The organism is Pseudomonas sp., from assembly GCF_028293835.1.
Classification (GTDB): Bacteria; Pseudomonadota; Gammaproteobacteria; order Pseudomonadales; family Pseudomonadaceae; genus Aquipseudomonas.
The window spans coordinates 1-14,264 of the sequence record NZ_JAQGNX010000175.1; the positions used below are offsets into that span (position 1 = coordinate 1).

The window sequence follows — 14,264 nt, forward strand, 5'->3', positions numbered from 1 at the left end:
AGCAAGAGCATGACTGTTGGGGATCGGACGCTCAGGTATGACCCTGCGACCTATTTCGTCATGTCCATCGATTTGCCTGCGGTGGGGTCGGTGCACCCCGCCGAGTCAGGCGAGCCATATCTGGCCGTCAGCCTGACGCTTGATCCGGCAGTCTTGTCGACGCTGTTCGCCGACTTGCCCAAACCTGCTGCGCGCGTCGAGAACAATCCTGGCTTCTCAGTCGCCTCGGTCACGACCGATCTGATGGATGCCTGGGTGCGAATGCTGCGACTGATGGGCGACCCGGATGCCATCGCAGCCTTGGCCCCGGTTTACGAGCGCGAAATAATCTTCCGCGTGCTCCAGGGGCCCCTTGGCTGGATGCTGCGCGAGATCGCAGCGCCCGATACCGCCATGGCCCGCGTGAACATGGCTATCCAATGGATTCGCCGCGACTTTGCCGAGCCCATCGGCGTGGAACGTTTGGCGGAACGAGCGTCAATGAGCGTCTCGGCATTTCATCGCCACTTCAAGGCAGTGACCAACTTGAGCCCTTTGCAGTATCAGAAACGCGTGCGCCTGCTCCAGGCTCGAACCCTGATGGTGGCAAGTGCCAAGAGTGTCATGGCTGCGGCCTTCGAGGTTGGCTATGAAAGCGCAACGCAATTCAGTCGAGATTATGCGCGGGTATTTGGGCTCCCTCCTGCGCAAGACACTGGTAGGATCCTCGGCAATACAAGAGCCGTCAAACGCTAGGCGGTTGGCGGATTGGACGGACGGCAGCTATCGGGCCAGAAGCGGTCATTCAAGACGAGGCAATAAGCCCTGTTACCAACAGAGGACATACCTGCGCGGCTCGCTCGGCAAGGAGATTGCGCAGAGTCTGCATTTGTTTGACACGTTCATCCAGTAAAGCAATTTTCTCGTTAAATAACTGGGCCAGTAAGTCCTTAGAGACGCCTTCGCTGTTCCACAGCAGTGGCAAATTTTCGCCAATCTCCCCTAACGAGAACCCAAGCTGCTGCGCCAACTTTATATACCCCACCAGTTGCAGCGTTTGTTCCGGATAGAGCCGATAACCGTTGGCAGTACGCAGAGGCTTGATCAGCCTTCTCGCTTCATAAAACCGCAGTGCGTCAACTGACACACCCGTACGTTTCGCCACTTCTCCGATTCTCATAATCACCCGTACCTGTGTTGACTCTGGACCTAACACTAGGGTTTAGCCTGCGGGCTCAAACAATGAGGGCAGATTATGATTAGCGTAAAGAACAATCTACATATCGTCCGGGGTAGCGCTTTCTATGACCTCATAGCTACGGTGGGCTTCATGACGCCTTGGACAGCATCACTGGTCCTTAAAGGCTTCGCAGCGTTGTCCGCCGCTTTGGCATTGGGCCGCCCAGTGCCGAGCTTAGACATCAACGGAATGCTGTTCGCTAACCTGCTGGGCAGCGTGGTCGTCGTCTGGTCACTTTGGCGACTTAAGCACCCAAGCCGTAGCGTTGGTATATATGATGCACTGGCGAGAATACTGTTCGCCTTATGGCAAATCTTTGCCGTAGCGCATGGGGCCAGTTTTCTGATCCTAGGGTTCACGTGCCTTGAGGTAGTATTTGCCGTCGCGCAGATCCTACCCTTGATTGATCCGCGAACGAGCGTGGGCAGGAAGCCGTCTGGTTTGCGCGTGGTATAGCCGTAATGTCCGCTTCGGGTCGATAGCTGTCATTCCCTCGGTGCTAGCGCCAAACGTCGAGTCCGTCGCAGATGTAGCTCGGCATCCTGCTACGAGACTTCCTGGATGAAGTTAGCGGAATACGTGCTCCACAAGCACAAAAACCTAATTGTGCCAATCAAATGAACGGTACGTAATCCTAATTTCATCCGGACCTCCCCCGAGACGCTACCTGATCTGAGCTACCCACGTCAGAAACAAAAAGCCAAAGGTTCGCACACAACCCCCGCAGCTACCTGCCCAAGTTGATCGCAGTGGTCATGTAATCAATGGCGGCTTGACTGGCTTGACCTCAAATGGTCTGCTCACTGCGTCACTGAAGTTATCGTCACCAACATTGAGAAACTACATGATCGATAGCTCGGCTGTTCTAACTGTGTTCTGGGTGTACCTCGCCGGTGTCGTCATCCCGGGTCCGAATTTTGTTGCGGTTGTTCACAAAGCCGTATCTGCCACACGCTCTGAGGCTCTAGCTCTGGTCGGAGGGATCGTGCTGGTCAATCTGTTCTGGTCTACCTGCGCGATTGCCGGGATCGGTGTGGTCTTCTCTGCGTTCCCTTGGGCCGCGCTTGTAGTAAGAATCGCTGGAGCTGCCTACCTGATGTGGTTCGGCATTAGGCTGCTGATCAATTCAGGTAATAATGTAGTGACTGCGCCGCATCACATAGCGGATGGCAACTGCCGAAAGTCCTTTGTCCAAGGCGTGATCACCAACATCGGCAATCCTAAATCGGTGGCGTTCTACGCAGCAGTTTTTTCAGCCGCAGCCCCCGCTCATGTATCGCCCGGAACGTTTTCGGCGATGCTGGCTGTTGTCGTATTGGTATCATTGAGCTGGTATGCGATGGCTGCGGTGACCCTGTCGCAGCCCAGAATTTCGTCCGCCTATCAGCGTGGCAAGAAACAAATAGATCGGCTGTGCGGCGGTTTGATTTTGGCCCTTGGGATTCGTCAGTTGGTTTAAGGGGTCACAGGAACCTTTCCTGCAATATTCAGAACCCTCCCTCACCTACCAATCGGCTGGCGGACAGGCTGCTACGCGCCATAAGGCCAAGGGCAGCAATCTCCAAAGGCGGACAGATCACGTCGGAAGAGCTGACATGGCTGACTACAACCGCCAATAGCGGCGCTAGTGACGCCTGCGGTCGGTTCCCTCACTTGAAATTCACTTTTCTTCGAAAAAAGCTAAAGCTCTATAGCGATAGTTGAGGGAGAAGTCCTCCTTCCATGTTCCAATCCTTACAGGTTGTGGTGGCAAGACCGCGCTGCTCGGCTGGTGCTGCGATGGGTGATAGACCAGCCCAACGTCGGCTCTGGGTCTATTACGTCAGGCCAGCTCACTTTGGGTTGCCATTAAGGCGGCCCCAAACACTGCGGGACCGCCTTCAACAACCCAAGCCAAACCTTTGCCCAGTCGCTGTTATGGCCCATACCCGGCACGGAGCGTATTTGTGTACAGCGATCTCCGGTGCTGTTTGCGAAGCGTTGAGCAATTATTTCGGGCACAACTCTGTCTTCGCTGCCGTAATAGTGAATCTGCGGCACGCTACTGATCTGCGATGCGACGTCGATTGCGTTAAGTGATTCCGGCATTGGCGTCACACGGTGCAGGCGATTGAATTCGGCGGTGTCCAGATTTCCAGCGACGGTGCGCAGTGTGGCAACGTCTTGGCGCCGGGCGGCAACAAGCACCGCAATGGCGCCGCCGCCTGAGTAACCCACCAGATTGATGCGTTGCCCCGGCACTTGCCTGGCGTAATAGCTCACGGCTTGGTTCATCGCCACAACTACATCTTCAGCAAAACGCTTGTTGGTCCAGTAGCTCACCACACAACCTGGGTTAGCCGCCATCGGTGTGTATTGGCAAGGCCGCGCAAGGTAAAGCCTGTTGGGTGCCGGATCGACCGAGGCCAGTTCGAGGCCTATTGGTTTGTGCGGGGTGGGGTTCGTTGACGGCTGGCTGCGAGTGCGCCAAGAAAAACCGTCGCCTTCTATATAGACGGTCAACGGCAGGTCGGGCCGAGTGATTTGGTAAAAGCTGGTCAGCACAAAACTATCAGTCTGAACCTGTCCTCGTATCAAACCACTGGACTTCGCCAGCCTGTCTGCGCGCTGGTCGAGATCAGCAATACCGGGAGCATCGACGCAGCCCCCCAGCGAGAAAATAAACAGGCTCACCAGCAGGCCGCGCCTTATAAGCGAGGTTGGTTTAAAGGTGAAACATGGGAAAGCAATGTGGGCGTTGCGCATACAGGCTCGTTAACAATGAAGGCTGTGAGAGCGGCGACTGTACGTTAATAATCAGCAGCCTAGTAGACATGAAAACGCCCATTTCCCAGGAAGAGAAATGGGCGTAAGTGTTACATCAGCGTTTGTTTAGAAGGCCCAGCGCGCCTCGGCCGAGGCTGTCTGGTTGAGGAAGTTGATGCGCTTTTCAACGTCGTAACGTACTGACAATTGAAGCGGACCGCTAACCTTGTAGCTCAACTCGGTACCGCCACGAACCAACCAGCGTTGCGGCTCGCCACCATAGGTGGTGAAGGCCGCACCGGGTGCTCCGGCGAAACTGCTAACCACAGAGTCACGGCTTGCCTGGAAGTCATAACCAGCGCCCGCAGTGCCGCTCAAGCTCACCCGATCGGTGAAGTCATGAGCCAGCTTGCCGTCAAACCCAACAATGAATTGATCTGTGTTGCGGCTCTTGGCTTGCAAGTCCAGCGCATCTGCACCTTTCTCGGTGTAGGATTCGTCCTTGATCCAAGTGTAATCAGCCCGCACAGAAGGTGTGAAACGAGTGGCACTGGTCAGGCTGAACGTGCGGTCCAGTACGACGCCCGCGTGAGCGGTCCAGGAGTTGTAGCTGGATTTGGCTTGCAGCCCGGCGAAGTCGATATCGCGCTTGCCATCGTTACGGTTCTGACCGCCATCGATCTGAAAGCTCAAGTCGGTAGTGTCGTCCAGGTGATAGGTGCCATAACCCACCAACTGGTAAACGTCAGTGGTTAGTGACTGACGAGGCGAGTTGCCGCTGTTATGGGTGTCGGCTTTGGCGTAGACGAACGCAGTACCAAGCACCCAACGATCATTCAGGCTGCCGTCTAGACCAAACGCCATCCCTCCAACACTTGACTCGACTCCAGGCGTGCCGCCATTGCTGTTCAGATCAGCCCAGGAACCAAAAGGCTTGATCCAGAAATGGTCGTCACTGAAAGCGCTATCACCGGAAGACACGCCACGCACTGTATCGGAGCGCGCCTGAACCACCCGGTTGATGCTGGTCAGCGCGGTTTGCGCCGCCACTGTTGAACCGCCGGTTTGAGGCAAGACTTCACTCACCGCTTTCGACACTTCAGCTTGAGTAGTCAATGGAACCAGGTAACTGGCCAACCGGCCACCGGGACTGCTGGCGATAACTTGATCCAGCACTACAGCCGCGCCCCTGCCCTGGGTATTGCCTAGTGCCTGAATACTGCCCACAACCGTGGTCGGGTTGCTGCCGGTATTACCGGTATTACCACCGCTATTGCCGCCACCGCTATCGCCGCCACCGCTACCAGTATCGGTACCGCTGTTGGCACCCACAAGATTCAAGTCGACACTCTTGCTGTTGTAAACCGGAGTGAAATTGAACAGCAGGCTGTTATCGGTGACGTGACTGAACTGTCCGCTGAGCGTGCCAGTGGTGCTGACCACATTGGCGAGTTGATTACCAGCAGCCAAGGTATTACCACTTTTGACATCAACGTTTAGCGTGCCGTCCAGTTGGACGTTACCTGTAGCGCTAAGCTTGCTGTACTGCGTCGCACTGTAGGCACTCACCTGCAAGGTGCTATTTGCACTTTGAGTAAAGGCGCCGCCGACAGTCAACGTTGCAAAAGGCGAGGCAGTTGTGCCAACGACCACGGAGCCTGCGTTATTGAGGTCGCCTCCGATAGAAGCGTCGCCGGTATTGAGTGTTGCACCGCTGCTGACATCGACCGTACCTAAAAGGCTTGAACCGCTGGCCATGGCTAAGGTGCCGGCGCTTACCGTCCAGTTTTGTGTGAAGGTGTCGGTGCCTGTCAGGGTCCAGGTACTGGCGCCCTCTTTTTCAAAGTCAGCAAAACCCTGGTATTGCGCCGCACTCCCTACAGCACCGACCGAGCCAAGGTCGAACGTAGTGGAAACTACCAGGTTTTCGCCGCCGAGAACCAATACATCACCGCTACCGCCAAGGCCACTGTTGCTCACCACGTTGCCGTTAATGACGGAGCCCGCTTCAAGCACCAGCTTGTTATCACCGCCGGACAGCTCGATTGCATTGGCTCGGGCGCCGCTGCCGTTATTGGCAAAACCACCGGAAATAGTCCCGGCGTTGTAGATGGCCGAGCCTCCCCCTGTGGCCACGATACCGGCACCACCGACACCTGCGCTGCCGGCCTGGCCGTTGGCGCCGACCTGACCAGCAACCAGACCTGTACCGCCCAAACCGCCCGCACCACCTGTACCAGCAATGCCACCGTTACCGCCTTGAATGGTTCCGGTATTGACTATCTTGATGTGCGAACCGGTTATGCCTGCACCGCCGGCTCCGCCGTTACCACCATTACCACCAGCGCCGCCGTTGCCACCGTTGCCATATTTACTGCTGTTTAAAGCAGCCCCACCGTTACCGCCTTGACCGCCGGTACCACCAGTAGTGCCAACAGAACCATTACCACCGGAGATGCTGGCATTGTTGATCACGGAAAAGTAACTGCCTGAAACACCAGCGCCACCGGCAGAGCCAGCCCCGCCACTTACGCCAGCACCGCCGTTACCACCTGCTCCGCCGTGGCTAGCAGAATAGTAGCCAACGCCGCCGTTACCGCCAGCACCACCAGTGCCCGGGGCCGCATTAGATACGCCGAGGCCCCCGGTCACTACGGCATTGTTAGTGATGGCAAAAAAACTTCCACTGATGGCAGCAGAACCATTAGATGGAGAGAAATACTTGCCGGTTGAACCTGCTGAGCCGACGCCGCCAACGCCTGTGCCACCAGACGTACCGGCTGATCCCGCCCCGCCGGCGGCTCCAGTTCCTGAATATATACCATTACCCGAAACGCCAGTGAACCGCCCTGAAATCGTCGACGTCAGTGCGCCTGCAAGAACGTTCGACCCGGTCAATAATAACGATCCGTCACTACCGACCAAGCTCCCCCCGGTGATGGTCACCGGAGCAGAAGCAGTTATTCTCGTTAGTCCGTTGTAGGCTGCCAGGTCGGAGGTGAGCGTAACCGTGCTGACGCCAGAACCAATAATCACCGAGCCGGTGGATGGCAGTAAGTCACGCAACGAACCTGCCCCCGAATCAGCACCTGTAGTGACGGTAGGGTTCGCGCTCGCAAATGCTAACGACGCCATACTCATCGACAACAACGCCAGCGGCCAGACGGCTGCTTTACCACGCGTTCTCGAGGTGCGGGCTCCCGGGCCGCTGACCGATACTGAACCACCACAGGTTTTCGACTTGGCGACTTCGGAAACGACTTGTGGCGCCCCCAAACGACTATTCCACACCAGCCGGTAAATGGCCTTATTCATCTAACTAAGCTCCAATGGTTTTCTTTTTTTTCAGGGTTTTCAAAGAATCTTGACCCCTTGTAGGTTGTGTTGGGGATGTTGCCAAAAAGCGTCATTACTGAAGCGCGCAAACACGTCGGGCGGCAGGATTGTCGGCCGGGCGCTGGCTTGCACACTGGGTTTCACGTCGTGTAACCCAGGCATGCCAGCGCGCAGATCGAACGCCTGCGCGTCGAACTCAATGTTGTGCACGTCATGTTTAAAGGAGGGTTGGTTGATAAAGGCATAAATGCCCTTAAGCACTGCTTGCGGGGCGCTGACCAAACTTTCGTAGCGCACCAACAGCAAATTTTTGGTGTGCGCCCCGTAAAACGCTTCTTTAAGCGCGTTGTAGGGATAACCGAGCAAGCCATCAGCCCCGGCCACGGTATCTGCGCGGCTATAAACCGTGCCGCCCGCCTGAAAGTTGAAAAGGGCTGAGGGCGAAAAAGTATTGCGTTGAACGAGGCGTTCAATACTGTCGATGATCCACGGCACGTCACGCACACAGGCGATTACTTTGCTGTCCGGGAACAGGCTTTGCAGCAACCCCATGCGCGAACACCATGCACGATTGCTGTCAAAAATCACCGGTTTAGCAAACTCGTCGCCGTAGAACTGCTCGAACAACCCACGCAGAATTCGCTGGCGCTGCTGATCAGTAATAAACAGCGAATACTCGTTACTGCCGCTCATGCCGTTGAGCAAATCGTTGACCATGCCCGCCACGGGGCCGCTCATGTTCGCGTGAAAACGGGGATTTTGGCGCAACAATGCCGACAGCAAAGTCGAGCCAGAACGAGGTAGTCCGGAAATAAAATGCAGGGTTCGCTCAGTCATAAACAGGGCTCCTTGCCAAGTTGGTCATGATTTTTGGGGTGATGGCAGAAACAGCCGATGCCAGACGCTTTGGCCGCTGCTATCGAGGCCAAAACGCTGAAAACCGACGCTCTGAATAACGCGAACACCGGCAGCAGTTTCCAGCTTCGGATTCTCGGTAACGATCATCAGTCCCGCAGGTGCCCGGGCTTCACCGGCATAGGCCAACGCCAGTTGCTCATAGGTATGAGCAAACACACGGGGAGCCAGGCCAACGTCGCGGCAGTCCTCTTGGATGAAAGTGCGGTAGAACCAATACAGCACCTTGCCCGCGGCAGGACTGGCGCAATACACCGAACTGACCCCCACGACTCGGCCCTCGGCATTCAAGACCACGCAAGCCACTTCAAACGTTCTGCGCCAAGCCTCTATCGGATCTTGTATCGCACCGTTGTCACGCCAGAAGGCGATGAGTTCGTTGCGCAGCGCAGGTGTGGTCTGATTCCAAACCCAGACAATTTGATATTTTTTAAACGAACTGATGACTGACACAAGGGTGTTCCGCTATAGAAGTCAGAGGGAGGTTCACGCCGTCGCTGCTTGAAAGATCCATACGCAAGCGGTCGTCATTCAGGAACAACTCACACCATAGACGCCAGAGTCTGATCAGCCGTTGCTGGCCACCGGGATGGCGCATATCTCGAGTCGCCCGTGCCAGCACGCTGGCGAACGACTGAGCGTAAAGACGACAGCCGCTGCATTCGATATTTGGCGTACAGCATTTACCGGTGCTTTGGCTCAAGTCGGTGTTGTAGTGGCGCAGGGATGAAGTCAACAGCACGCCACAGTCGCGAGTTATCGCACCTGCGCCTTGGGCATCGGGATATAAACCAGCCGGATCGTGTACTAAGTTATTGAAATCATTGTCATAAAGGACTCGTTGTCCCGACTGTTGCAACACCAGCGCGATACTGTCCCGAGCAAGTCGTAAGTCGTCGTCACTTAAAATCAGATTGTCTGTGGCAGTACTGGTGATGTGATATTGGTCGGCACCGGCGCCACTGCCGATAAAGTCCATGTACTTGGTAGTGGGGCTGTAATGGTTGAAGGTCAGCGCCAAGTCATTGTCCGCACACGTTTGGGCGATATACGGAATATCGTCGAGGTTACGCGCGGTCAAAGTGAATACGAAAACAGCGCGGTGGTCGCCACGGTAATTCTTGATCTGCTTGGTCATGATGTCAGCGCCGCGTAGTTCGCGACTACGTTCGGGATTGCCCCAAAGCGAGACGTGCACTCGATAATCGATCTCGGCGCTCAAACGCTTTATGCCATTGGTAAACACCACGCCATAGGGAATGTGTTTGTTGGCAATGACTAATTTTTTCTCGGCGAGCGAAGGCTCCGCCCCGCCAAAATAACCGTAGCGCACGCCCCGAGCGCTTTCGCCTGTGAAAAATGCTTCGATGACCTTCAAATCCTTGGCGTCTTTATGCCCAAGATAGTCATCACCTGAAAAGAACAGACAGCCTTCGCAGGTAAGGTTGCATATTGAAGTGATGTCGTACTGGCTTGGACGGAGGGGCAGCAACTCTTTGCGCAACAGCTTCCAGAATTCGATGTCATTGAGCATTAAAAGCCCTGCATTAGTCCCTGAACGACGTAAAACGCTCACCGGCTCTGATCCCGGCAAGCGTTTAAAGCTCCAAACAACCGAAGACCAAGGATCTGATCATAACCAAGCCCTGCGGTTATGCCACCGGGTTTAAGCAGTAGCATTATTTCGCCACTATCATAATGCTAATATTTAAAATTGCCATTTATATATTCAAGTCAACGCCCTTAATTGATGTAAGGAACCTAGAAGCGATCACCACCACCTTCCTGATTGATCGGCTAAAGACCCGTTGGATTAAAAACCACTCAACGCACTCGCTTCGCTCCGCCCGAAACAGCACACCAGGGCTGGTTCTCCTAGGTCACGAGGGGGTATGGACCTTGTATGACTCCCCAGCACGCTGCATCCTCCACCGTGGTCGTCACGGGTTGAAAATGGCTGCGTCAAACGAAGCTGTGTCCCCCCTAGGTACAAGCTCGCGCTGCGACGCAAATCGCAAAAGGGACCAAGTCCAGTCAACCACTGGGCTCGGCAATTCACAGAACACTTTCGCATAGCCGCCGTTCGTCAGTTATTGCCGCTTTCCAAGCGGCCATTGGTCTGGGCGATGGAAATCCTGCCGCGTCTGTACCGGTCGGTAGTTGTGACACGATGAAATTAGTTGATAACTGGAGAACTCGGATGAGTACGACACTTCCCAGCTTGCTGGATGACGTGGCTGGCGTAAAGTCGCAGGGAGTACTCCAAGTACTGACCGACTCGCGGACGACGGTTTCCCAGTGTCTCAGCGCAATACTCACCATCGAACTGGAAGATAACGACGCTTGGGAGATGCTGATTGAACTAACCCGAAAAGCGGGGCATCCGAACATTGCCAGTGAATTCGAAAACGCCTTGAAACAGGAACAGCAGCACCTGCCTGGACCAAAGGGACCTGAATCATGGGAAAAAACTACCTTCTACGGATGTTTTAGTTGTTGGACAACTCATCAGTTGAAGATCCAGCGCAGGCGGGTTTGACATTGAACATTCATCATTTGAATTGCGGTTGTATGTGCCCCTTCGGCGGGCCATTGTTTGACGGCACCACCCTGGGGTTGTTCGCTAATTTGGTCTGTCACTGTTGGTTGATAGAAACTGATCGTGACGGCCTTATCCTGGTAGACACCGGGTTTGGCAGCGCTGATGTCGAGAACCCCTCTCGTATCGCGTCGTTCTTCCGGCACTTCAACAATATAAAGTTCAAGCATTCCCTGACGGCGGTCTCACAGGTCAAACAGCTTGGCTTCGCCCCTTCCGATGTGCGCCATATCGTGCTGACTCATCTGGACTTTGATCACGCAGGAGGGCTGAGTGATTTTCCCGATGCGATGGTCCATGTGATGCAAACTGAATACACGGCCGCGAAAATCCTGGATGGTTGGCGAGCAACGCGTCGATACCGTGAGATGCAGTGGCAGCGCAGCCGTCATTGGCGGTTTTATGAGCCCGACGGCGAGCAGTGGAAAGGTTTTTCAAGCGTCACGCCGGTGCAGGGTTTAGACCAGGAGATCCTGATGGTCCCGCTGCCGGGCCACACTTCGGGGCATGCCGGTATTGCCGTGTGCTCCCAAGGACACTGGAAGTTGCACGCCGGTGACGCATACTTCCATCACGGTGAAATACACAGGCCCCGGCGACACTGTCCACCTGGATTGCGGTTCTATCAACGGATGATGGACCAGGATCATGCCGCGCGTGTCAGTACGCAAAATCGTTTGCGGGCTCTGGCTTTGACCGAACTGGATGATATGCAGATCATTTGCAGCCACGACGCAGCCGAACTTCGGCACGTGCAATCGAATTCGCCTCGTCAGTAAATGGGTCGGCAGTACCTATCGGTGCACCGCTTGAAGCCTATCTCGCACGCGACGAAAAAATTTGAACCCCTTTTCGACCCGTTAGCCTAATGATCAGCTTGTGGATACTTCCATAAGCAATATGCCAATACCGGCATACTCCGAGAGGTGGTCAACGTGGCTAAAGACGAGAAGAAAAGCAAAGGTGAAGCTTCGAAAGCCAGCAAGGAATTGAAAGAAAAAAATTCATCACCGGCAAAGAAATCAGCCGCAGCCTCCGCTGTTTCGAAGTCTTCCGAAAAGAAAGACAAGAAAAAGGATGCTGAGCCAGAAAAATCTGCAAAAAAATCTGACAGCAAGCCAGAAAAGGCTAAGAAATCAGAGAAGGAAGAAAAGCCTGCGAAAAAGAAAAAGTGACATCTGCTATCCGCTAGGGTTTTAGGCCCTAGCTTCCTAAGGCTGGGTTGCCTTCGATAGCCAATAGCCAATAGCCGAAAAATTCAGGTTCGGTTAGGAGCGTGTCAAAAACGGTCACTCAACCTTTGACTGACAGGCGTTGAGCTGCAAACCTTTGGCAAGTGTATTTATGGGGCACTTTGCACCATGATGGGCCGCGTGCCTCCTGCCAATTCTTTCCCGAGTCCCTTGATGACTGCCGACGTCCCCGCTTTGACGCCCTTCAGCCGCTATCAGAAATTCGTTGTCGGCCTGTTGGCCACCCTGCAGTTTGCGGTCATTATCGACTTCATGCTCATGGCCCCGCTCGGCGCGATGATCATGCCGGCGCTCAGCATGTCCACCCGCCAGTTTGGCCTGGTGGTCAGCGCCTACGCCTTCAGCGCCGGACTTTCCGGCCTGCTGACCGCTGGCTTTGCCGATCGCTTCGATCGCAAGAAACTGCTGCTGTTCTTCTACAGCGGGTTCGTCATCGGCACCCTCTGGTGCGGTCTGGCTACCAGCTTCGAGACCTTGCTGCTGGCACGCGTGGTCACCGGCGTCTTCGCCGGGGTGATCGGTTCGATCGTACTGGCCATCGCCGCCGACCTGTTCGCCCCGCAGTCTCGCGGCCGAGTCATGGGCGTGATCCAGACAGCCTTTGCCGCTAGCCAAGTGCTCGGCCTGCCGGTAGGGCTGTACCTTGCCAACCACTGGGGGTGGCATGCACCTTTCCTGCTGCTGGCGGCCATGGGCGCCGCCGGGGGGCTGGTGATTGTGCTGGCGATGCGTCCCGTCGCCGACCATCTCGCTGCTCGCCAGGAACACACGGCCTTTCGTCACCTGTTCAACACTTTGGCCACGCGACGGCACTGGGCTGCCTTTGCCGCCACCGCACTGCTGACCACCGGCGGCTATATGCTGATGCCGTTCAGCAGCGCCTTCACCGTCAACAATCTGGGCATCGACATCACCAGCCTGCCCACCGTGTACCTGTTCACCGGCCTTTGCACCATTGTCACCGGCCCCCTGATCGGCCGGGCCAGTGATGCTTTCGGCAAGCTGCCGGTGTTCTACGTCGGCAGCGCGCTGACCATCATCATGGTCACAATCTACACGCACCTGCCCAACGTGCCGTTGCCATGGGTCGTCTTGGTGAACGCCGTGTTGTTCGTGGGTATTTTTTCCAGGCTGATACCCTTCCAGGCTATGGTCGCCGGCGTACCAGAGCCCTCCCATCGCGGCGCGTTCAACGCCGTCAGCTCGGCCATCCAGCAGCTGTCAGGCGGCTTTGCCTCGCTGTTGGCCGGGCACATCGTACTGATAGGCGTCGACGGCAAATTACAGCACTTCGACGTGGTAGGTTATTTGCTGGTCGCCACCACGCTGATTGCCGGTTATCTGGTCTGGCGAGTGCAGCGCGGCCTGCTGGTGGGCAATTGAGGTGAGGATGCTTCCGGGCCAAAAGCAACCGACCGCCAACGTTGCCTATGGCAGCCTCTCTGGGTTCCAGGCCACCTTCAAAAGGTGCATGTCGAGATCCTGAGAATAGCCAGCATACCCTCCCCAAAAAGTATCTCTCGCCGGGTTGACGACTCCTTCTGTCGGTAAGCCGAGGCCATCCTGGTAAAAACGCACCGCTCTGCTCAGGTCGTCGACAGCCAAGGTGACCAAACTAACGCTACGTTTCATCGCATCAATCCCAGGATTTTAAGGTGGCCTGCTATTGCCTGGAAGACTCATTTTTTGTCTAGCGGGTGACTGCGTCCGTTGCTCAATGGCAGCAAACCCAGGTCGTTAGGATCAACACCGTCTAAACAGCCAACGTTGTACGCATACTGTGAGGGGTCGCTTCGCCTGGTGTGATGGGTGTAAACACCGCAGATGGAGCAGAAGTAGTGACATGCCTGTTGAGTGTTGAAGCGATAGCTTCTCAGCACATGTGCCCCTTTCAATATTCTCAGGGCTGTGAGAGGAACGGTGCCCATCACCGCCCCCCTTCTTTTGCAGAGCGAGCAGTTACATCTTTTCGGGTCAACTACGCCATTCGGTAGCTCAAGTTCGAGCACTACCTCTCCACAGTGGCAGGAAGCGTTGTGAATCAGTTTTATATCTGTCTCACCAATACGCTTGATCATCGGTTACGCCCTTTTGGAATGTTTTTCTAAACGCAGGCAACGGTAGCCCGCGTCTTGCCGCAAAGGCAAACAAAAGCCCGGTTCGCACTGCAATGGGCATCCAAAACGGGATTACCAGC

13 protein-coding genes and 1 pseudogene are annotated in these 14,264 nt (G+C 55.4%); 6 read left to right on the forward strand and 8 right to left on the reverse strand.

The window, feature by feature from the left end; all coding sequences use genetic code 11:
- A partial coding sequence (locus tag JWR17_RS23885) for an AraC family transcriptional regulator (protein ID WP_299835480.1) occupies positions 1-735 on the forward strand: 735 nt, incomplete at its 5' end.
- Between the two features lie 49 nt (positions 736-784).
- On the opposite strand, the gene JWR17_RS23890 is transcribed toward JWR17_RS23885, so the two are convergent.
- A complete protein-coding gene (locus JWR17_RS23890; RefSeq protein ID WP_299835482.1) occupies positions 785-1,159 on the reverse strand; it encodes a MerR family transcriptional regulator in 375 nt (124 codons plus the stop codon).
- Positions 1,160-2,063: 904 nt separating this feature from the next.
- Here JWR17_RS23890 and JWR17_RS23895 point away from each other — a divergent pair.
- Positions 2,064-2,678 carry a LysE family translocator gene (locus JWR17_RS23895; RefSeq protein WP_299835484.1) on the forward strand — a complete coding sequence of 205 codons (615 nt, stop codon included), beginning with the start codon at positions 2,064-2,066 and terminating at the stop codon, positions 2,676-2,678.
- Positions 2,679-3,067: 389 nt separating this feature from the next.
- Here JWR17_RS23895 and JWR17_RS23900 read toward each other — a convergent pair whose 3' ends face one another.
- The 5 genes from JWR17_RS23900 to JWR17_RS23920 all read right to left on the reverse strand — a co-directional run bounded on the left by JWR17_RS23900 (position 3,068) and on the right by JWR17_RS23920 (position 9,749).
- A complete protein-coding gene (locus tag JWR17_RS23900; RefSeq protein WP_299835486.1) occupies positions 3,068-3,892 on the reverse strand; it encodes an alpha/beta hydrolase in 825 nt (274 codons plus the stop codon).
- 198 nt (positions 3,893-4,090) lie between these two features.
- Positions 4,091-7,279, reverse strand: a complete 3,189-nt coding sequence (locus tag JWR17_RS23905) for an autotransporter domain-containing protein (RefSeq protein ID WP_299835488.1) — start codon at positions 7,277-7,279, stop codon at positions 4,091-4,093.
- Between the two features lie 39 nt (positions 7,280-7,318).
- A complete protein-coding gene (locus JWR17_RS23910) occupies positions 7,319-8,137 on the reverse strand; it encodes a sulfotransferase (protein ID WP_299835490.1) in 819 nt (272 codons plus the stop codon).
- 24 nt (positions 8,138-8,161) lie between these two features.
- A complete protein-coding gene (locus JWR17_RS23915) occupies positions 8,162-8,668 on the reverse strand; it encodes a hypothetical protein (RefSeq protein ID WP_299835492.1) in 507 nt (168 codons plus the stop codon).
- Positions 8,646-9,749, reverse strand: a complete 1,104-nt coding sequence (locus tag JWR17_RS23920; RefSeq protein WP_299835494.1) for a hypothetical protein — start codon at positions 9,747-9,749, stop codon at positions 8,646-8,648. Before JWR17_RS23920 ends, JWR17_RS23915 begins: the two co-directional genes overlap by 23 nt.
- 696 nt (positions 9,750-10,445) lie before the next feature.
- On the opposite strand from JWR17_RS23920, the pseudogene JWR17_RS23925 reads away from it, so the two are divergent.
- From JWR17_RS23925 to JWR17_RS23940, 4 genes and pseudogenes are all read left to right on the forward strand, one after another.
- Positions 10,446-10,754 (forward strand): annotated as a pseudogene (locus tag JWR17_RS23925) (hypothetical protein); the annotation flags it as partial.
- Positions 10,755-10,756: 2 nt separating this feature from the next.
- Positions 10,757-11,593: an MBL fold metallo-hydrolase gene (locus tag JWR17_RS23930; protein WP_299835496.1), complete on the forward strand. Its 837-nt coding sequence runs from the start codon at positions 10,757-10,759 to the stop codon at positions 11,591-11,593.
- A gap of 147 nt (positions 11,594-11,740) precedes the next feature.
- The gene (locus tag JWR17_RS23935; RefSeq protein ID WP_299835498.1) at positions 11,741-11,989 is read left to right on the forward strand and encodes a hypothetical protein; all 249 of its coding nucleotides are present in this window, start codon (positions 11,741-11,743) and stop codon (positions 11,987-11,989) included.
- 231 nt (positions 11,990-12,220) lie between these two features.
- The gene (locus JWR17_RS23940; RefSeq protein ID WP_299835500.1) at positions 12,221-13,450 is read left to right on the forward strand and encodes an MFS transporter; all 1,230 of its coding nucleotides are present in this window, start codon (positions 12,221-12,223) and stop codon (positions 13,448-13,450) included.
- Positions 13,451-13,495: 45 nt separating this feature from the next.
- Here JWR17_RS23940 and JWR17_RS26405 read toward each other — a convergent pair whose 3' ends face one another.
- Complete coding sequence (locus JWR17_RS26405) at positions 13,496-13,699, reverse strand: VOC family protein (protein ID WP_366944191.1); 204 nt, start codon at positions 13,697-13,699, stop codon at positions 13,496-13,498.
- A 47-nt stretch (positions 13,700-13,746) separates the two neighbouring features.
- Complete coding sequence (locus JWR17_RS23945; RefSeq protein ID WP_299835502.1) at positions 13,747-14,145, reverse strand: GFA family protein; 399 nt, start codon at positions 14,143-14,145, stop codon at positions 13,747-13,749.
- Positions 14,146-14,264 lie beyond the last annotated feature (119 nt).

Bases quoted from the DNA above. Each gene is read 5' to 3' on its own strand.
- JWR17_RS23890 (WP_299835482.1), bottom strand. From the start codon at position 1,159: ATGAGAATCGGAGAAGTGGCGAAACGTACGGGTGTGTCAGTTGACGCA.
- JWR17_RS23910 (WP_299835490.1), bottom strand. From the start codon at position 8,137: ATGACTGAGCGAACCCTGCATTTTATTTCCGGACTACCTCGTTCTGGC.
- JWR17_RS23905 (WP_299835488.1), bottom strand. From the start codon at position 7,279: ATGAATAAGGCCATTTACCGGCTGGTGTGGAATAGTCGTTTGGGGGCG.
- JWR17_RS26405 (WP_366944191.1), bottom strand. From the start codon at position 13,699: ATGAAACGTAGCGTTAGTTTGGTCACCTTGGCTGTCGACGACCTGAGC.
- JWR17_RS23920 (WP_299835494.1), bottom strand. From the start codon at position 9,749: ATGCTCAATGACATCGAATTCTGGAAGCTGTTGCGCAAAGAGTTGCTG.
- JWR17_RS23895 (WP_299835484.1), top strand. From the start codon at position 2,064: ATGATCGATAGCTCGGCTGTTCTAACTGTGTTCTGGGTGTACCTCGCC.
- JWR17_RS23945 (WP_299835502.1), bottom strand. From the start codon at position 14,145: ATGATCAAGCGTATTGGTGAGACAGATATAAAACTGATTCACAACGCT.
- JWR17_RS23940 (WP_299835500.1), top strand. From the start codon at position 12,221: ATGACTGCCGACGTCCCCGCTTTGACGCCCTTCAGCCGCTATCAGAAA.